The organism is Pseudoalteromonas sp. BZA4 (assembly GCF_040104395.1).
GTDB lineage: Bacteria > Pseudomonadota > Gammaproteobacteria > Enterobacterales > Alteromonadaceae > Pseudoalteromonas.
Genome location: NZ_JBECOT010000011.1, coordinates 85,786 through 103,636, shown reverse-complemented (window position 1 = coordinate 103,636; position 17,851 = coordinate 85,786). Strand labels below are relative to the sequence as shown.

Below are 17,851 nucleotides of genomic sequence, written 5' to 3'. Positions count from 1 at the left end.
TCATACAATAAGCCTCGTATTTCATTACTATTCGCTGTTCTGTCTCGCTCACATTTCTTGCGTAGTACATGCAGCGATTGAATATCTTGTTGGGTTTGGGTTTTTGTTCTAACAAAACGCATTTCTGGTCGCACAACACCTTCGGCTATGGCTAATGCATCATTAAAATCTGTTTTGTTACCTCTGACATAAGCCTTTACGTGTTGAGGCGCTATTTGTTTTACCCGATGCCCCAGTTTTTCGAGTTCTCTTGCCCAGTAATGTGCACTGGCACATGACTCGACTCCAACTAGGCAATCATCTAGTTGAGCAAAATAATTCAGTATTTCTTTTCTTCTCAGGATTTTTTTCTTAACAATTTTCCCTACTTGATTACAGCAAACCACATGACTCACATTCTTTGCTAAATCTAATCCAACTGTTGTAATATTCATCTCGGTCTCCTCGCTTTATTACTTGAATCGTTCAATTCCAAGTTTGGCACATTGCGATGCCGAAAGGGAGGAGACCATTTCATCGTTGAACTTTGTGGTATGAAAAACAAACAGCATGAAGATAAGATATAATTGAATTCGCCAGAAAACTTTACACCGAACCTACATGCCAAGATTAATGTTAACAGACGGGACATGGAGTGTTTTATCAAAAGTAATGTACTTAAGTGGTCGAATTTATAATAAGCCCGCCATAGAAAAACGCTCGAAGGCATACTGTATAAGATGCGCACAGGTATTCCATGGCGAGATTTACCTTCTGATTTTGGCCGTTGGAGTGCTATCTACAGACTGTTTAATTTATGGTCCAAAAAAGGGATTTTGAATGAACTGTTTCGCGCATTATCTCGTGATGCGGACATGGATTGGGTCTTCATTGATGGCAGTATTGTCAGGGCTCATCAACATAGTTGCGGTGCAAGAACTGCTGACAATGAATCAATTGGAAAGAGCCGAGGTGGAAATTCTACGAAAATTCATCTTGCAGTCGATAGCGGAGGGTTGCCTGTTTATTATGAATTATCCTGTGGAAATACGCATGATATCGTCCATGCAGAGTCACTCGTAGCTAATTGCCCAACAAGTAATATGGTTGTCGCAGATAAAGGCTACGACAGTGAAAAACTGAGAGCGTTTGTTCGTGATAATAACGCTACACCCGTTATTCCACGTAAGGGCAACAGTTTAGTAGGCAATGAAGATATTGACTGGTGCATGTACAAATATCGGCACTTGGTTGAGAATGCATTTGGCCGTATTAAGCAATATAGAGGGATAGCCACGCGGTATGAAAAGCTTGAACGAAATTATCATTCAATGCTCGCTTTAGCATTTACTATGATGTGGCTACCAATGTGGGCTGATTGATATATGTACTACAAAGATCAACAGCCCCTAATTATTTCCAGAAATTTCTTCCGTCGCCTCCTGACGCAGTTTCTGAGCATCCATTCCGTTTAGCCTTCCAATAGCTCTGTCTGGGGCACTTTGACGGTTTCCATCCACGTTTAGCGTACTTCCTGAGCCTGTGAGTCGTTCCAGATCCAGTGACGGTACTTCGGGTAGGTTGCCTGTTATTGACAAGATACCTATCCATTCATCCAGATTGACTTGGCTCCAATCTACCTGGTTTAACTGACTCGCAGTCAAACCTTCACAGTTTGGAGACTTCGCACTGCCCCAACCAAGGCCTAATTGCGGACGTACTTGTTCTTGAATGATCCGTGAAAGTGGCGAAGTAAAGCAGCAATATGACTGCCGTTTTTCAACACAGGCTCCTAAGAACTTAGACTTGCAGTAAGAGCCTACATAGTGGCAACTCTTCAATACCCGCTTGGCGTTCATTTCAAACTCACTCTGCTCACATTTCCAGATAAGCTGAATGAGGATCATGGTGACTGAATAAATCATGTATGCCGTCATAACCGTACTCAGAACCGCGCCCGCAGCGCCACCCAGCGCGAAGTTACCACCCGAAACGACACCATCGGCTCCAACTGCGCCACCAACGTTACTAAACAGTGCCGATTGTGCCCCCGAACCAAAGGTCGTACCTACCCATTCAGCCGTTTTGTTGGTCAACACCTGCATAAAGCCAGTCGCAGCTTGCTCCGCTCCCGCGCCGGCAGCCGTTGATGGCCCTGCTCCCATAAGAGAGTCCCATGCAGACACAAAAGGCTCCTTGACCGCACTCCAGGTACTCGTGATCGGTTCCCTGAGAGTATTCCAAGAACCATAGATTGCCGAAGACGGATTCATGGCCATGACTGCCGTATCAAGCTTGTTGACCGCCACAATCATTGTGATGTAATCCGATAACGACACGCCACTTGGCTTTTCACAGCAATCTACTATGCCGCCAACGGCTTTTTTACACTGGCCAGCATTACCTTTAAAGACAGTACACTCAACGTTATCTTGGCCATCAGCGCCCGTGCATGACATATCATTGGTCATAAACTGCGCCGCATTAAGCATCGCTGCGGCTTCTGCAAAGTTAGCCTGCTTGATTGACTCTGGCTCTAAACAATCTGTGCCCATGCAGCGAACTGGCCCCTCACAGTTGTATTGAGTTTCCATTCGTGCATTTTGCACTTCAACGCTTTGTCCGCAGTCATACACCAAACTTTGGATATAACAGAAGCCTTCATGACCAGCTCCGCCTTCAGTGCATTCGGTTCTGACATACTGGCAGGCCGGGTTTTGTTCTAGCGCGGCACACGTATTGGTGGTCGTGTTTTGTCCGTTATTGACGATGGTTTGCGTATTACCATTGGCATCTACCCAGCTATCTGAGCTGCCCATGTTGAACTCTGGATGAGCAGTCGAAGCATTGTAGGTCGCTCTTGCCCTCCAGCATGAGAGCCCCAGTCCATCAGAACTGCCGCGACTGGTTAAATGAGAAGGAGACGAAACAACAGCCGGATAAAGACTTCCAAGATTGGCCAACTCGCCACTACCAACCATTAATCCATCGATTCGTTTTGTACCCGTACCCAAACACTGCCACCGCACCGCAGTGAACTGATCCGTTTGCATCAAGCATTGCTCTATGCCCGGATCACTTGATTGATGAACAATGTCTTGCTCTAAGTACTTGCCAGAGAAGGTCAATGAAGCGCTCAGTTTCGCAGGAGCCAAGCACTTCTGAACTTCTCGGCTGCAAGTATCGAAATCGACTTCGTTCCAGCCGGACTCACATTTGGAACGAGTGACTTCCTGAGGTTCATGCCACGAAATAATCGACCCATTAACGACCTTGCACAATGAGCCAACCAAGGTTCCTTTTGGACAGGTCATTTCAGGGTACTTGATGGACGGTTTCGTCTCTGTGACCGCTTCTTTATTGCCCGTCAGTGAGAGTGTCGTTTTCCAACCATTTGCCTTTGACGGCGACTCGGTGATTTTTATCTCAGTATTTTGATTATCAAAAATCCTCAGCGTCGCGTTTCCAGTTTGCATAGTACTGCTGTGCTGTGGAACAAAACTGAGCGTTTCGGAGCTAAAGCAACCACGCTCAATGGACCAGCTTTGTTGATGGGTTTCAGCGGATACACGTCGCTCTAACTGACACTGAGTAAGCGCGCTGATCTTCTCGCACACCTGGTAATCCGGTACATGCTTGGTTTCAGTAAATGGCGTAATCGTCTGAGTAGGCTCACAGGCCTCAAAACTACTCGGCATAAGATTGGATACCACGCACTTTGGATCACTGGTTTGCAATCCACAGTCATAGGTATCGGTAAAACGCATGCATTCACCTTTATCATTGGTTTCGGCACATTCTGACGACATGAAGCCACAGGAAGGGTTCGCTTCAAGCACTTGGCAGGCCTGATTTTCAATCCCCTTATAGCTTTCATCATCCACACTGACTTCTACACGCCGACACAAAGGCGATATGCCAGCCACAGGGCTTGCGGCAAAATAGGATTCACAAACTGAAACACCATTGACCACCGTACATCCGTTGGTTGAAGACGGCTGATCCGTGCATTGAATGCTGTAGTCGGAAAACTTAGCCGGGATCTCCGCTGCTTGTTCGATACAGGATTGTGGCGACCAACGATCATTCATCACCACCTTGGTTGGATCAAAGCGCACCTTGATGCGTGCATACCCCTCACCACTACCCGTAACCGATACGCGAATTTTTACCGGCACTTCTAAACCTGGTTCTACCGCTTTTAGCCTGGCAGTGAGATCGGTATTTGGATTGCGCTCCCAACTGGTACTGAGCTCGCAGCGACCTGCCGTTTCTGGTGGAAAGTTATTGTTCGGTCCAGACCAGACTTTCTGATCGCCAAGCCACACTTGCATGTAGTCATCCCATTTGGCGTACTCAAGTACGGCTGAGGTAATCGCATCAGGGTTCACGACTTTGAGTGTGATGGCCTGTTCGAACACTTTACAACGGCCACTCCAGTAGTTGTCACCAATTCGTCCTATCCAAACTTCAAGACACCCCTCACCACAAGAGCGAAGGTTCATCGGTCCTGAAACATGTTCAATAATGCCTGCCGTGTAATCGTGAGTAATCGTGCAGCTGTTAACCGCTGTATTGAGCCTGTCACATTGCTGGTAGTTTGGGCTTCCTTCACCTTGAGACTCACAATCTGGGAAGCTTTGGGTTAATAGATTGGGGTCAGTTTGAACCGCATCAGTTAATGCCCAAAGCGGATCATTAACCATATCTGGCCGAGACCTGTCTTTGATTTGCTGTAGCGAGCGAAACGCCTCACCCGTAGCGCTACTTTCGGATGCCATGCTCTCTTGGCGCTGCGTCCCCAATTGATTCATGCTGGCATCAGAGCCATAAACGCCCGTTAAGACATCCAATGAGCCCTGATCCATATCAGGGAAAAGCTCTTGCAAGTTAATGGACTCATTACCACTGCCATTCGGCACCGACAATGTATTGCCATTGAGTGCGGGCATCGTCCAGTTTTGCAGCAATTGCTTACCTTCTTGTTGTCCGCTTAGGCCGGATTGGCGCTGCACATCAGCGGCCACACCATGTAAGGGCAAGCACGCCATAGTGATAGATAAAATACCCGCCAACAGTCGGGTAAAAAATGTTGGTTTCATAGTTAACCTCCCGAGTTACAGCAGTCTTGCCAGCGCCACAAAATGTAGAGCGCATCTTCACCGGCACCAGGGATCGTTCGCCACTCTCCCCATTTCATGGTGCTTTCACCAATGACATGCGCACTTTCAGTTTCCGGTACTGGGAAGAACATACTCATCTTGTATTGAGATTTCGGCAGCATGGGTTCGATAACAGGACGGCATAGCGCACTGTTCCCCATTGTTCGCCTTGCAAGACCACGCCTGTGTTGAGCCGCGATTGCACGCGCCGCTAAATGGCTAGTGTTTTCTGCTAATGAGCCAAAGGCTAAGGTGTGGCCAGATAAGGGATAGAGATGGCCCCAACTGCCAGCACACCAAAACAACTGGTCGATGGGTTTACCAAGCGTTGATGAGGCAGCGTCAGCGGTACAAGCAGATATAGCCAATGGATTAGCAACAGCAGCCGCTTCAGGCTGAGTAAAAAAGGCCAGTTCATCATTCAGCCATGTTGGGTCCAATTCCGACAAATACATCAAGTCAAAGTCCATGTAACCATCGGCATTGCAATTGCCATCCATGAACAAATCGAGTATGACCAAAAGCGGAAAGGCGTAATAATGGTAATGGTAGAAAGCGAGATCGCCGGTATCGTATTCACCTTCACCATGACCACCTTGCAGTCGTCTATCACCTAACGGTAAACGGATCCCTCCCAGGGAAGGCGAACAACCCGGCGTTCTGACCAATTCAATCAGACGCGCTGGCTCCCACATGCTGGTAACAATACCTGGCCTTGGCACGCCTAAGTTGTCTTCACACAAGCAAAATGACTTGTTTGATGCGCCGCTTGGGACATTGCCAGAGCCAAGAGGAAGCCCTGCAACCCGGATAGGAAAAATGCATGACCAGCAAACATCCGTCAGCAACTTGCCCGACAATAAACCCGCGTCTGGGCAGGTCAGTTCGGCTTTTGCAGGAATAGATGCGCCCAGGACAAGCATGACAACGAGAGTCCGCATCAGACGATACGTGTTATTGAGCTTTTGCATGAACAAGCTCCTTTGCTGGAATTTCTTCTATTTCAAACGCGAGCCCCTTTGCTTGAACAAACGATGGGGTGACTTGCAAATCAAAGCGCTGCTTTAGCGAGGCATTGAGAAGGTAAACCGGACTGTCCAATGTCTTTTCGAGCGCATTGAGGCTATTCCAACCTTGAGCACGGTCGAGCTGCGTGGTGATAAACGTAATGCGGCGTAGTGTCCTATCTTGGCCCTCAAGCCAATGCGCAACTGCGTTTACTTCCTCAGCGTTCGACGCATTAAACACCACGAGCTGCTGAGTAAATGGTAAGGCTTTTAGCGGGTTAATACGCGTTCCTGCTGGGATCAATGTTCGGCCATTGGCATCCAATAGTGGCCGCTGCATGACGATGGTTGGATCAACCATTCTTATCCGATACTGCGTGGCTTTGGGTAAGTTAGTAAATGTTTGGCGAGACCAGAAACGCTCAATGGCTTTTTTCTTTAACGCGCCGAGGTCAAGCGACTGTAAACGCTGCATCGCCACTTTCATCAAATCCGGTTCTAAAATCGAATGAATCGGACCGCGTTGACCCAATGAACCGCTATTGCCAGTTTCAATTTGGCGCTGCAACCAGTCCTTGCTGTAAACCCCTAGTGCACTTGCAGTCACCTTGTCATCCTCTATGCGGAAAATGGCAGGCACGCTAGTCACCCGCCAGTGCACAAAGGCTTTCGGATCGATTCGCACCTGAGGAACAGGATCAAGCCCTGTCATCAGTGTATGCCAATCACGGATAGCCGCCCCCAAGGTCTTTCCTTCAGGAATTCCCCGAAACAACACAATAGCGCCGGTAGTACTGGCCTCTTTAAATAGCTGCTTCAGTGACGAATCCCCCAGTGAGGACGACGCAAATATCACCCATTCATCGCTGTGTTTGAGCGACGCAGATTGTTCAACCGGTGCAAAAGGCTCAATAAATTCAGATGAGCCATCCACAGCACTTTGTAAAATGCTGCGGCTCATTTCGACGATCTTTTTGTCTTCGTCAGACAACAGAAAAGGCTCTTCTGCCCAGGACACTTGAACCCAAGACAATGGAGCAACCAACAAAAATAAGAGGCATAGTCTTCTCATCATCTACCTCCTACCAAAGCGGCCAAGCGCGACCGACAATCTGCTCGCGCTTAACGGCATTCCAATAGCGGGAGTCGAAACTCGTAGCAGCCTCGCCCGAAAACCAATATTCGTTTTCTTGCAGCGTCAATGAGCGGCTAAATTGTGATTCCGCGACACCAAGACGCTGGGCTAATGCCATGCCGGTAGAGACTTGAGCACCATTCACCAGCACATGCTCAGGCGTCACATTGACTTCATCCCCAGGCATCCCTGTTAGGCGTTTCAGCATCCGAGTACCGTCGTTATATAACGGAGCGAGTCCTTTTGAGTGGAAGGCATACAAACCATCCTTAACGGGCTCTTTATTCCATAGGTCAATCAGATACACCGTGGTATCAGGCAGGCAGCGCTCTTGCTGGGTATCAATACCTATTCGGTAGCGCATCATGGCGTAGGTGCCTACCATGGCCATGATTAACGCAAGAATGGTCAACCGAATGAGATATGGCCGCCAAGGCATTCTTTTACGGAGTATCTGCATGAGACACCTCCTTTGAGCCTACTGGCACAAATACAGAATCATCAGCACCCACCACCGCTTGGGCATCCAGCACAATAAAACCGGCTGCTTTTAGCTTTTCAATTTGCTGATTGGTCTGAAGCAACCTGGATTCGATGTCTTGTTCGCTGGCATTAGGACCCAGTGACAACACCGCCTCCCCAAAATCCACGACTGCAATGGGCGTACTTAACGCCAACTGGCTGTGGATGGGTTCGAGTGTTTTCATTAAGAGCCAGCTGGTCATTAAACCGCTACCAGCAATAGACAAAGTAATAGAAGCCATAAATGGCCAAAGCGTGGACTTATTCATAGCCTCGCTCCTTCAACAACTGAGAGATGGCATCAGCAACAGAAAGGCCTTTGCGCGTTAACTGCTTAATCGCGTTTACATCTTCTGCACGGGACGAGTACAACAGCTTGTGAAACGGATCGACGATAAGGCGGCCAATCCCGGTGCCCATTTCGGTAATAAAGAAAATTTCGGAATAGACACCCGTGACGGTATGAACGGTTTTCAGGTATTCGTAGCCGCCTTCACCTAGTGGCAAGCGACCTTCTTTTTTGAGTGCGTTGATGGTTTCAGCTTTTTGGCCAAGCAGGTACATATTGGCCGAGTTTTCAGCGATGGCTTTACCTGTTGGGCTGTCATACAAATCGTTGACCGACTGCGTTACCGTTACAGCACTGCCGCCATATTTTCGAAATCGACGGTAACCCGTCTCGATGAACTTACCGACATCACCTTGAGTCAGCAGATCCCAAGCTTCGTCAATGAACACAATCTTGCGACGATCCCGCTCACCTAAGTACATCTCTTGTTGGATTTGGTAGATAAGCTGAAGCAACACCACTTGTTGCAGGTGCTTGCGCCCCTTGAGCTCTTCTAACTCCAAAACGGTGAAACGGTTTTTGAAGCGAATATTGTTGTGGCCATTAAAGAAGCGGCCATATTCGCCCTGTGTCGTAAACGGATAGAGCTGCTCACCCACGTCCTGCACACGTCGGTCTTCATGATTTTTTAAAGCCTCTGCCACATCATCAACCAACATGGCACGACCTTTTTTCTCCCAAAGTTCACGGGTCTGACGCTTTAGGTTGGCCATCTGAAAATCGGTTAATGACTGCGTAGGTGCGGCCATTGCGGCCAATAACCCAACTAGTACATCCGCTTCTTCGTCATAGTCCTCAACGATTTCAAACGGATTTAAGCAAATGCCACTGTTCCGCCCGAACTGTAAGAACTCTCCGTCATAAACTTCACACAGCTTTTCATAGGAGCGGCCAACATCAATCACCCAGCATTGCCCGCCTTCTGATAAGTAGGAGGAGATGATTTCGTTCACCAGGAAAGACTTGCCCGACCCCGATTGCGCCGCTATGCAACAGTTGTAATTACTGCCCGAGTCATAAAGGGACACACTCATGATCTGGCCATTACGGGAAACAAAGTTAATCACTGGCGTGCCTGTACCTTTCCAATCCGCAAACAAAGGCAACAGAGGGATCACATGCCGTGTCGCCATAGTCTTGAATCGAAACAAGTCGTTCATCGCCTGGCGGTCGGCACCAAATGGCAGGGCATTCAGAAAAATGGGCAAACAGAAGTACTTGTCTTCCATCAGCTCAAATCCGAGTTCTTTGAAATAAGTTCGAGCATTTGAAACAGAGCTGATGGACGCTTCTTCAGTTGGTGAAAACAGCGTCAAAGTCATATTTGCCCGAATAGGACGATCACCTTCTTGCAAGGCTTCAAAAAGAACATCAAATCCCTTTTTCTTGGCTGCAAGCACCGGCACAAACTTGAGCATCGGGCCATAGGCCTGATTGACCGCCCATTGACGCTTCGTCTCTAAACGAGATCGCATCGCCTCAGCTGAAGGAAAGTGAATGGTGACATTCAGCAAAAAGCTTCCGCGTAAACCGCGACTGCCCGTCATCATATCGCCCGCAAAACTTGCGGCATGACCAAACCAGATCCGCTCAGGCAAGCGCTTAAACGATAAGGTTTTAACTCGGTAATCACCCAGCATCAGACCTTGGCTATCCACCTTGATAGCTCGGTCATAATCCAACACTTGCTCTCGAAGTGGTTTATCTGCCTCACTGCGGATTGGTGATGGATTGCGCCAGGAAGCATCTTTTCCCCAGTTAAGCTGCGCACTTAATGCCGCGAGCCAATTTCTGTCAGTCATCTCAGTGACACGAAAACCAACCGTTGCCAGCGCTTGCGAGAAAGAAGCTCGAAGCGCGGATGCTCGACTCAACTCACGCTCCGTCGGTATAGGACTTTCCAAAGGCAATTTGCAGGTGACGATCAGTTGAAAGTTGCGTACCTGAGTCTGGGTCGATTCTTCTATCGGTTGAACCGTGCCGCCATCGAGGAAATCCGCACGTTTGCGTATCGACGCCCTGAGCAATGGATCGGATTGACGATGCCGCAAGCCCATCATGCGCTGAAGGTCGGTTTGAATATCAGGCGAGGCGTACAGGCCAAATTGCAGCAAAGTGTCTTTTGGCCAGTCGTTGTTAAGTAGAACATTAACCCTGTCTGCAACAGACTCATCACCACCCGGCAATGGGTCACATAGAAAACCAAAGCCAACACTCTGGTCTTCCATGAAAAACAGTTGCTCATCGTCGGAATAGGCCAATATTGGCAACAGCTCTGAAGCGCGTTGCCCTGAATATAGAGAGGCTTTCATTAACGCCCCTCCAACCAAGCAGAAAGATCATAAGGACGACCTCGGCTGATGCGACCATCATTGGCGACAATGAAAGGCACACCTTGAATGCCCAGGATTTGAGCCGTCACCAAAGTACGCTGCATTGGCTCCAAGTTGCAGGCATCATCCTGTTCTAGGTTACCAATCCGGCCATTGAGCAATGCATCGGTGGCCGCTTTCTTATCACGCGCACAGCCAAGTTGGCGAACCTGACGCTCTGAATCTGGACCAAGCACTGGCACAGGGAGTATTTGGAAGGTGTATTCTTTGGTTAGCGGTAAAGCTTGTTTCAAAAGCTCATGGCAGTGCGGGCATCGTGGGTCAACAAAGACCACCACTTTCTTTTTGCCTTCGCCCAGCGTCAGTGGGTTCAAATCATCCATTTTTAAACCAAGACGACCTAAGTCCAACGTGTTACCCGCATCACGAATTGCTTCAAGGCTGGTAAGCGGCTTTTTCGACCAGGCATCATAGAGCGTGCCATCAATGACGAACCGGCCACTGTCTGACATGAAAACAATACGGCCATTGCTTTCGACCGCTTTCATACCCGTGACAGGTAAAGAAACCATGCCGTCAATTTTGCCAACGGGCGACACTTCAGACACAGGTTCAGCTTGAACCAATGGAGACAGCGCAAGCGCCAGAATAATTGGAGATAGTTTTCGCATGAGGAGTCCTCGTTAATGTAAATCGAGGCTCCAGTCTATGCAGTTGTCCTATGTGGACTCGGTTAGATAGATTGAAGAATTGGATGCCTTGCTAGGGTGCCACGTGTTGTTACGCACTATTAGTAGAGGTATAGCTCTCATTCTGGCAGCCTTACAGGCTTCCCCTAATTTATCTAGTTTATCTAAATCCTCTTTTTCACACTCTGGGTGTTAAATTTCATCACCGCGTAAACTAACCAAGCCCTTTCCTCCCAGAAGTCAAGTTTACAAGTTTGACATTTTTTAGTGTCGTTATTGTATACTTGCACTCCGCAAGGATTAAGTCTACACTTATGACATGTTTAAGTGTCATCCTTGATAACTAGAGGCGTATTGTGAAAAAGGCTGAGGCAATTAAAAAGCTCTTAGAATACGACAAGCGTGGTCGCTGTGTTTTTACTAATTCAGATCTGGCGAAAATCTTTCATCAAGATAATGAACGAGCATTGCGTGCAGGAATTAAACGTTTGCAAGACGATGGCTTACTCACCCGTATCATTAATGGTGTGTACTTATACAATTTAGCGCAGTCGAAAGGCAGCGATACGTTGGAGCAAATTGCTAAAACCATTCGGCGTGGAGAATATAACTACATTAGCCTAGAGTCTGCACTTTCTGATTTTGGAGTTATTTCGCAAATTCCAGTAGATCGCTTAACTGTTATGACAACGGGACGTTCCGGTGAATTCAAAACACCTTTGGGTACAATTGAATTTACGCATACGAAACGAGATCCAATGGATATTTTAGAAAATACCAGTTTAGTCGGCAGACCGCTTAGGTTAGCAACGAAACAAACTGCATACAGAGACTTAAAACGAGTTGGCCGAAATACACATTTAGTAAGCAAGGATGGGCTATATGAAAATTGATCAAGAAAATTTCGCGCAATTGGTAAATAAAGCAATGCAAGTTGAAAATGTATCTCATATGCGTTCAGTGATAGAGAAAGAGCTCTTACACTACGATATTTTATTTGCGCTAGAGAAAGGTGGACTTCTAGACAAACTAACTTTTCAAGGTGGCACTTCATTGCGCCTTTGTTATGGCGGCAATCGTTTCAGCGAAGATCTGGATTTTGCTGGCGGGAAGGATTTCAGCTCAGCAATGTTGGCAGACATGAAATATTGTATAGAAAAGTACATTGGCGAACGATACGGGCTTGAAGTGACAGTAAAAGAACCAAAGGATCTAAAGCAAGATCCTAAATATTCTGAATTGAGCATTGATAAGTGGCAAATAGCGGTAGTGACTTCTCCTGAGAGAAAAGATCTGCCAAAACAAAAAATCAAAGTAGAAGTGGCAAACATTCCAGCCTATACAAGAGAGCCGCAACCTCTTCAAATAAACTACGATTTTTTGCCTGATGGATACAGTGATACGCTAATTCTGACAGAAAGCTTGGATGAGGTCATGGCGGATAAAATCATTTCTTTACCTGCCACTACAAGGTATGTCCGCCACCGAGATATATGGGATTTAGCTTGGTTACAGCAACAAGGCGCGACACTCAATATGGACTTAGTTAAAAACAAAGTGTCAGATTATAAACTTGAGCACTTCAACAAAATGTTGGAAAACTTTCTCGAACGACTTCCTGATATTGTGTCTAGTGAAGCGTTCATTGCAGAAATGAAACGTTTCTTACCAACAGATGTATTTGATAGAACCCTAGCTCAGGATAAGTTTCAAGTTTACCTGCAAAATACTTTGGCGAAACTATTTAAAACTGTGAGTAACGAGTTACTAGGCAACGTTACAAATAATGAATTTAGAATGTAAAAATTGGGTCCACAAAGCAGTGACTTTGTAGACCCAAACCTTTTAAAGGTCTCTATAGAGTTTATCAGGTGCCCAGTAAGACGGCGCTGATTGCTGGAACTGTTGTGCCAACGACTTCTTGAGTGCTGGCAACAACAGGTAAAGTTGCAGACATGACACTTTCAACGACTGTTGGCGTATTGTAGAGACCCATACCGCCTCCAATGCCCAAGGCAAAAGCCATCAAGCTTTGGCGAGCGATACCGCCCACAATACCCACCAGAACCATGGCTCCCGCTACGATCCGTCCCAAAGTACCTTGGGTCCAATCTTTTAGGGTATCCCACACATCGGTGAAAGCATCACCACCGGTGCCCGCAAATGAGGGCTCCGAAATCATTAACGCCATTAAACCAAGCGCACCAATGGTCATTAGGCGCTGAGTTTGAATGGTGCGAACTGCATTTGTCATTCGTTAGTTTCTCCGTAGATACTCAAGTTATCGCGCTTACCAGCAGCTCCCGCTGACGCTGAATCGCTTTGAGTCTGAAGTGGACGTAGCACTGGCGAAACTGTTCGAGGTGCTGACACCCCAATATCCCACCGGCGCGGTTCAATTTCGGTAAACACGTAGCTGGATAAATTCAGATCTCCACGGTCATCCTCCCAAGGCGCAATCCAAATCCGCATTACCCTTGAAGGAATGCGAATAGGTGCAGATTGCTGCGTCTCGGGTAATGCTGGATGGCTCAGCAGTCCTGTCTCTAAATCAGATTGTGAATACCCAGAGGGAGAACCAATTCGAGTCGCCACAGCATCAATCGTCTTGGGTGCAGCTCCATTACTGGTAAGCTCATAGACTTCATGAGCGGATAAACAGCGCACACCGTCAGGCATACCTGGGCATCCATATTCACTACTCCCAAGACCCAATGAACTACAGCCAGACAATAAGGTTGAGCAGACTGCCAATAAAAGTAATCCAGCTTTAGACCACTGTTTTGACTGGTGCTTTGGGTTGTTCTGCATTGATGTCGTCATGATTCACTCTCCTCTGGATACACATCTTATTGTCTGAAACGGACTTCGATCGGTTAGCAACATGCAGGATTTTTTCATCTTCTTGCACCTCCCCCTTGCGAAGTGGCCAACGATAACGAGGCCCCACGAGTGACTATGACTTCAATCTTCCTTGCAGCGTCTACCTCTATGACTGGGAACATATTTTCAGCCATGTCCAAATAGAACTTGGCCACGCGATCCAATGCTTTACCTGTGCCTTTAATCGCAGCGCCTTGCAATGCTTCTTGGCTCATGACTTGCTGGTACAGCTGAGTATCACCGGCATTACCCGTCTGAATCGTCGGAACAGGATTTACATCAAATGCGCCAGCCAAGCCCTGAAGGAATCCAGCCATCATTGATTTGGCCACCAGCTGGCCTTGTTTCGACACTAATCGGCCACGAATACCGGCTTTGCCGTCTTCACCCACGGCATAAGAATCCAGTCGCGTTTCAATGACGCCACCATCTTCTCTCACACATGAAATGGTCTCGCCTCGCAAATAGGCACGCTCAGAGCTCAAATCACCGTAACCTGCGGCGATCAAGAAACACTCTTTGATATCCGCTCTAAATCGGTTGGGTAAAATGGCTTCCTTTTGAATCCTCAGCAATGCAGGAAAAGGTTCACGTCTTGCAGACTCGTGAGTAGGTGCATCCAAACCTGTGATCAAAGTACCTGAGATGATGCTGCCCGCCGGTAAATACAAAGGCGGCGCTTCTTGCACAACAACGTCTGGCTCGACAACCACTTCAGGCTCAATCATACGAATCGTGATTGGCGGCAATGGAACATCTCGTGCTCGTGAACCTTGGCCACTGGCTGGCTGCTGATAGAGCGGATCAGGCAGCGGCGCATTGGCAAAATAGTCGTCTGGGTTAGACGGCAGAGGCTTTTCGTCTTTGGGTAATTCCATGGCAGATAAAGGCACTTCAAAACGGCTATTTGTGCCTTCAACTGCTGCATCACCTCCTGCGCGAACATCATCAAGTTCCGCTCTAAGGCGAGCCAACTCCGCATTGACCTCACTTGGTATAGAAGGCGAACCTGAGCTTAGCCGTCCTGAATCGACGTCACGACGCAAGCGCTCAACTTCACGACGTAACTGTTCATTGCGCTCACTGAGTAGTTTTACGTTCGCAGCCAAACTATCGACCCCAACATCACGAGTATTGGTATCCGTAAGAATGTGCCGGATCGTTTCCTGTCTGTTCCGACTACTTGAGCCATCGTCAGGATTAGGTGAAAACACCATCACCATAAGAATGAGACCACCAGCAATACCAGCAACCGATAGGCCACGCTTCATGTTCGGGCTCATTTGTTCCCATAGTGCTTTCATCGTTATTCACCTCCCACAAGAAGCGAAGGTCGCTGACTTTCCACCGCTTCTTCACGATGATTGCGAACAACCACATACAACTCAGTCTTTTCACCCGGCAACAAGATATTGCGAGGCCAGTAGGCGCTTGCCACTATATCTGGTGCATGACAGGCTATTTCACTGGCTTCTATCTGCTCATCGGCAAAGCTTTAAACCAGACCTACGTAGACGGTGAAGTAATGTCCCGTCACAATTTGCCCCTGCTTAAAACCAAACTTTAAACCTGGCTGAAAACATTTCGGGCTTGTGTCAGTTTGGCCAGCTAAACGGATGTCATAGCCTTGTGGCAACTCATTTAGTGCAAGGCGTCTGAGTAAATCACGTAAGCTATCGACGTATGGCTGAGCCGTTTCCCAAGTGGCGGCTTTTCGGTTAACGACGCCCTTAATAGGCCACTGCTGACCATCAATAGCTAAGGTGATTTCACGCGGTGGAATACGACGAGGTACTAATGTGACAGATAATGCGGGCGCTTCCTGACCAGGCGGAGTGATGTAAAGTGAAACCGGTGATTCTTTGTCCGTGGCCACATATACAACATTCCCCTTGATTTGCGTCTGAGCATCACTGGTTGTTCTCACCTGAGGCGATTCAAACGGCGTCACAATCCGATTCAGATGGCCAAGTGCCACAGGGATCAGTTCATTGACTCCCGGTGTCATCAGTAGCGTTGTTGGCGCATCCGTTGAAACCGTATTGCTTTGAACCGGTGGATTTGCAGTAGCAGACTGCTTCATCACACTGGCTGGCACAATTGGCAATTCCACGTCTGCATACGACGCTTGAGATAACAGGACGCCACTCAAGCTGGTTGCAATTAAGCTTGGTGTCATCCATCGACTAATTTTGGTTCGCATCATTCACCCTCCGGTTTTGCTCTTGGGTCAACTTTTCACGAACGCGCTTCGTTCTAGCTTGCCCCTCGTACGTATCCATCCAACTGAGCTTTGGACGGTATTGCTCAATATCGATGTCAAACTCATAGGTGCGAGTTTGGCGTTGCTCATCGCCAGATGGTCCAGAGACCAAGGAATAACCGGTCACAAAGACATGGCCGGTTTCATACTCGTATTCCACTTGTCTGGGTTGGAATTTGAGCGTGACTCGGTCTTCACGGATTTGTCTTGCCTGAATCTCCAGTGCATCGACCACTTGCTGGTACACCGCTGGAGAAAGTAGCGGCTCAATGGCAACCCGGATAAAAGACACATTACCCGGCGTCACGTTGCCCATAAGCTCAGCCAGGTATAGCCCCCAGGATTCCAGGTAATGTTGAGTAGCTTGGTTTCGTGACACTTCAGCCGTTTCAGATAAGGTTGGCGGTTGAATAGCTACCACGGTATTGCGAGAAAATGCCGCTACCGCAAGCAGCAAATTAGATAGCACCAGCACCGCAATCAGGAACCGTTGCCATCGGTTCTCTAATTGCGTGCCTTGCCATGATTTTAAAAACACGTCGAACTTCACGGCAGATAGCTCCTGATAAATGGGTTAGGGATCGTCTTGGCTTTGGTTGGCAACAGTCCGACCCAGTAAATGGCGTGAAGAATAAAACCATCTGGGCGACCATCACGAAAACGCCGATAGAGCTTGGTTGTCACCAACCCCAACAGGCATAAAACCAAGGCATTACCGGTAAAAATGCCGATCACTAGCCCCAACAGAATGGGAGCCATCTCATCGGCACTCCAAAGCAGGAAGTGCGGCGGGTCGTCGATATAGGATGGAATATTTACAGGTTCCATAGTCACTCCTCGTTGTTTAATTTGAGAAGTGAAGAATGCCTTGGGATTGGCAGCTTCAGTGGTCAGCTAGATGCCGAATTCTTGAAGGTTTTGAGGTGGCTTAGTGATTCTGTACTTACAATCAGATTGATATCGCAACCTTAAGGGTTACAATTAGCTCATGGTAATTCGCACGTTACATTCAGATTCAATGGACGAGATGCAGAAATTGTTAACTACGAGTTTTATAACCAATGACTATGCATAACCCTGCTCACCCTAGTGAGATATTAAAAGAGATGGTCATCGAGCCGTTGGAGTTGACGATTACCGATGTTGCAGAACACTTGAATGTAAGCCGTAAAACCCTATCCGAGGTATTGAACGGACGAGGTGCAATAACTTCGGAAATGGCTGTACGCTTGGAGCTGGCTTTTGCTAAACCCTCTGCTGACCACTGGTTGCGCCTGCAAAATGCTTATGATTTATCAGCTCTCAGAAATCAAAAGACAACGCTGCAAGTCCAATCTTATGAACTAGCGTAGGGATAAAATTGATGTCTCTAAAAACATTGAAAGAAAAAGCACTCAAAAGCCCTAGTGTTGCAAGAGAATTTCATAAACTAAGTCGCGAATTTGCTCTAATCGAACGGAAACTTACACGTAAAATCGCTCGAACACACAAACCTTAAGCTAGTTGAAAACTGTCGCTAGTTCTATTGG

General features: G+C 47.6%; 17 protein-coding genes and 1 pseudogene. 4 read left to right on the top strand and 14 right to left on the bottom strand.

The genetic code is table 11. The features are described from left to right. Positions 1-434: transposase (locus tag ABMY41_RS07160; protein WP_349274400.1), on the bottom strand; the 434-nt coding region annotated here is incomplete at its 3' end. 166 nt (positions 435-600) lie between these two features. Between ABMY41_RS07160 and ABMY41_RS07155 the strand changes: the two genes are divergently transcribed. After that, positions 601-1,361, top strand: a protein-coding gene (locus ABMY41_RS07155; RefSeq protein WP_349274399.1) for an IS5 family transposase whose coding sequence is annotated in 2 segments (ribosomal slippage) — positions 601-685 and positions 685-1,361 — 762 coding nt in all. Because the reading frame shifts where the segments join, the coding sequence is not laid out codon by codon here. A gap of 27 nt (positions 1,362-1,388) precedes the next feature. Here the strand turns inward: ABMY41_RS07155 and traN are convergent. Genes traN through ABMY41_RS07120 form a run of 7 tightly spaced genes read right to left on the bottom strand, consistent with a single transcriptional unit; the run spans position 1,389 to position 11,158 of the window. Beyond that, positions 1,389-5,081: a conjugal transfer protein TraN gene (gene traN / locus ABMY41_RS07150; RefSeq protein ID WP_349274398.1), complete on the bottom strand. Its 3,693-nt coding sequence runs from the start codon at positions 5,079-5,081 to the stop codon at positions 1,389-1,391. A gap of 2 nt (positions 5,082-5,083) precedes the next feature. Then, positions 5,084-6,112 (bottom strand): TraU family protein, encoded by a 1,029-nt coding sequence (locus ABMY41_RS07145; RefSeq protein WP_349274397.1) that lies wholly within the window; start codon positions 6,110-6,112, stop codon positions 5,084-5,086. Beyond that, positions 6,096-7,220, bottom strand: coding sequence for a TrbC family F-type conjugative pilus assembly protein (locus ABMY41_RS07140; protein ID WP_349274401.1), 1,125 nt, complete (start codon positions 7,218-7,220; stop codon positions 6,096-6,098). The genes ABMY41_RS07145 and ABMY41_RS07140 overlap by 17 nt, the downstream gene beginning before the upstream one ends. Positions 7,221-7,230: 10 nt before the next feature. Further along, the gene (locus ABMY41_RS07135) at positions 7,231-7,743 is read right to left on the bottom strand and encodes a S26 family signal peptidase (protein WP_349274396.1); all 513 of its coding nucleotides are present in this window, start codon (positions 7,741-7,743) and stop codon (positions 7,231-7,233) included. Continuing rightward, the gene (locus ABMY41_RS07130) at positions 7,727-8,074 is read right to left on the bottom strand and encodes a hypothetical protein (RefSeq protein ID WP_004249366.1); all 348 of its coding nucleotides are present in this window, start codon (positions 8,072-8,074) and stop codon (positions 7,727-7,729) included. Before ABMY41_RS07130 ends, ABMY41_RS07135 begins: the two co-directional genes overlap by 17 nt. Continuing rightward, positions 8,067-10,466 carry a type IV secretion system protein TraC gene (gene traC, locus ABMY41_RS07125; RefSeq protein ID WP_349274395.1) on the bottom strand — a complete coding sequence of 800 codons (2,400 nt, stop codon included), beginning with the start codon at positions 10,464-10,466 and terminating at the stop codon, positions 8,067-8,069. The genes ABMY41_RS07130 and traC overlap by 8 nt, the downstream gene beginning before the upstream one ends. Further along, positions 10,466-11,158 (bottom strand): DsbC family protein, encoded by a 693-nt coding sequence (locus ABMY41_RS07120; RefSeq protein ID WP_349274394.1) that lies wholly within the window; start codon positions 11,156-11,158, stop codon positions 10,466-10,468. The genes traC and ABMY41_RS07120 overlap by 1 nt, the downstream gene beginning before the upstream one ends. Positions 11,159-11,532: 374 nt before the next feature. On the opposite strand from ABMY41_RS07120, the gene ABMY41_RS07115 reads away from it, so the two are divergent. Both ABMY41_RS07115 and ABMY41_RS07110 read left to right on the top strand, forming a co-directional pair. Then, positions 11,533-12,069 carry a DUF6088 family protein gene (locus ABMY41_RS07115; protein ID WP_007105006.1) on the top strand — a complete coding sequence of 179 codons (537 nt, stop codon included), beginning with the start codon at positions 11,533-11,535 and terminating at the stop codon, positions 12,067-12,069. After that, positions 12,059-12,979, top strand: a complete 921-nt coding sequence (locus tag ABMY41_RS07110; protein ID WP_175080733.1) for a nucleotidyl transferase AbiEii/AbiGii toxin family protein — start codon at positions 12,059-12,061, stop codon at positions 12,977-12,979. The genes ABMY41_RS07115 and ABMY41_RS07110 overlap by 11 nt, the downstream gene beginning before the upstream one ends. A 64-nt stretch (positions 12,980-13,043) precedes the next feature. Here ABMY41_RS07110 and traA read toward each other — a convergent pair whose 3' ends face one another. The 6 genes and pseudogenes from traA to traL all read right to left on the bottom strand — a co-directional run bounded on the left by traA (position 13,044) and on the right by traL (position 17,150). Continuing rightward, complete coding sequence (gene traA / locus ABMY41_RS07105) at positions 13,044-13,430, bottom strand: TraA family conjugative transfer protein (RefSeq protein ID WP_143692912.1); 387 nt, start codon at positions 13,428-13,430, stop codon at positions 13,044-13,046. Next, positions 13,427-13,999, bottom strand: a complete 573-nt coding sequence (gene traV, locus ABMY41_RS07100; RefSeq protein ID WP_217875230.1) for a type IV conjugative transfer system lipoprotein TraV — start codon at positions 13,997-13,999, stop codon at positions 13,427-13,429. The genes traA and traV overlap by 4 nt, the downstream gene beginning before the upstream one ends. 74 nt (positions 14,000-14,073) lie before the next feature. After that, positions 14,074-15,363: a TraB/VirB10 family protein gene (locus ABMY41_RS07095; protein WP_349274393.1), complete on the bottom strand. Its 1,290-nt coding sequence runs from the start codon at positions 15,361-15,363 to the stop codon at positions 14,074-14,076. Between the two features lie 2 nt (positions 15,364-15,365). Continuing rightward, a pseudogene (locus ABMY41_RS07090) lies at positions 15,366-16,262 on the bottom strand (type-F conjugative transfer system secretin TraK). Continuing rightward, the gene (locus tag ABMY41_RS07085; RefSeq protein WP_217875232.1) at positions 16,246-16,872 is read right to left on the bottom strand and encodes a type IV conjugative transfer system protein TraE; all 627 of its coding nucleotides are present in this window, start codon (positions 16,870-16,872) and stop codon (positions 16,246-16,248) included. Before ABMY41_RS07085 ends, ABMY41_RS07090 begins: the two are co-directional and overlap by 17 nt. Then, positions 16,869-17,150 carry a type IV conjugative transfer system protein TraL gene (gene traL / locus ABMY41_RS07080; RefSeq protein WP_040132784.1) on the bottom strand — a complete coding sequence of 94 codons (282 nt, stop codon included), beginning with the start codon at positions 17,148-17,150 and terminating at the stop codon, positions 16,869-16,871. Before traL ends, ABMY41_RS07085 begins: the two co-directional genes overlap by 4 nt. A 233-nt stretch (positions 17,151-17,383) precedes the next feature. Here traL and ABMY41_RS07075 point away from each other — a divergent pair, with 233 nt between their 5' ends. Further along, entirely contained in the window at positions 17,384-17,674 is a 291-nt protein-coding gene (locus ABMY41_RS07075) for a HigA family addiction module antitoxin (protein ID WP_349274392.1), read from the top strand. Positions 17,675-17,851 lie beyond the last annotated feature (177 nt).

What these genes read in the sequence shown, in the direction of transcription:
- ABMY41_RS07130 (WP_004249366.1), bottom strand. Translation starts at nt 8,074, where the DNA reads ATGAATAAGTCCACGCTTTGGCCATTTATGGCTTCTATTACTTTGTCT.
- ABMY41_RS07110 (WP_175080733.1), top strand. Translation starts at nt 12,059, where the DNA reads ATGAAAATTGATCAAGAAAATTTCGCGCAATTGGTAAATAAAGCAATG.
- ABMY41_RS07140 (WP_349274401.1), bottom strand. Translation starts at nt 7,220, where the DNA reads ATGAGAAGACTATGCCTCTTATTTTTGTTGGTTGCTCCATTGTCTTGG.
- traA (WP_143692912.1), bottom strand. Translation starts at nt 13,430, where the DNA reads ATGACAAATGCAGTTCGCACCATTCAAACTCAGCGCCTAATGACCATT.
- traV (WP_217875230.1), bottom strand. Translation starts at nt 13,999, where the DNA reads ATGACGACATCAATGCAGAACAACCCAAAGCACCAGTCAAAACAGTGG.
- traC (WP_349274395.1), bottom strand. Translation starts at nt 10,466, where the DNA reads ATGAAAGCCTCTCTATATTCAGGGCAACGCGCTTCAGAGCTGTTGCCA.
- ABMY41_RS07075 (WP_349274392.1), top strand. Translation starts at nt 17,384, where the DNA reads ATGACTATGCATAACCCTGCTCACCCTAGTGAGATATTAAAAGAGATG.
- traL (WP_040132784.1), bottom strand. Translation starts at nt 17,150, where the DNA reads ATGGAACCTGTAAATATTCCATCCTATATCGACGACCCGCCGCACTTC.
- ABMY41_RS07095 (WP_349274393.1), bottom strand. Translation starts at nt 15,363, where the DNA reads ATGAAAGCACTATGGGAACAAATGAGCCCGAACATGAAGCGTGGCCTA.
- traN (WP_349274398.1), bottom strand. Translation starts at nt 5,081, where the DNA reads ATGAAACCAACATTTTTTACCCGACTGTTGGCGGGTATTTTATCTATC.
- ABMY41_RS07135 (WP_349274396.1), bottom strand. Translation starts at nt 7,743, where the DNA reads ATGCAGATACTCCGTAAAAGAATGCCTTGGCGGCCATATCTCATTCGG.
- ABMY41_RS07120 (WP_349274394.1), bottom strand. Translation starts at nt 11,158, where the DNA reads ATGCGAAAACTATCTCCAATTATTCTGGCGCTTGCGCTGTCTCCATTG.
- ABMY41_RS07145 (WP_349274397.1), bottom strand. Translation starts at nt 6,112, where the DNA reads ATGCAAAAGCTCAATAACACGTATCGTCTGATGCGGACTCTCGTTGTC.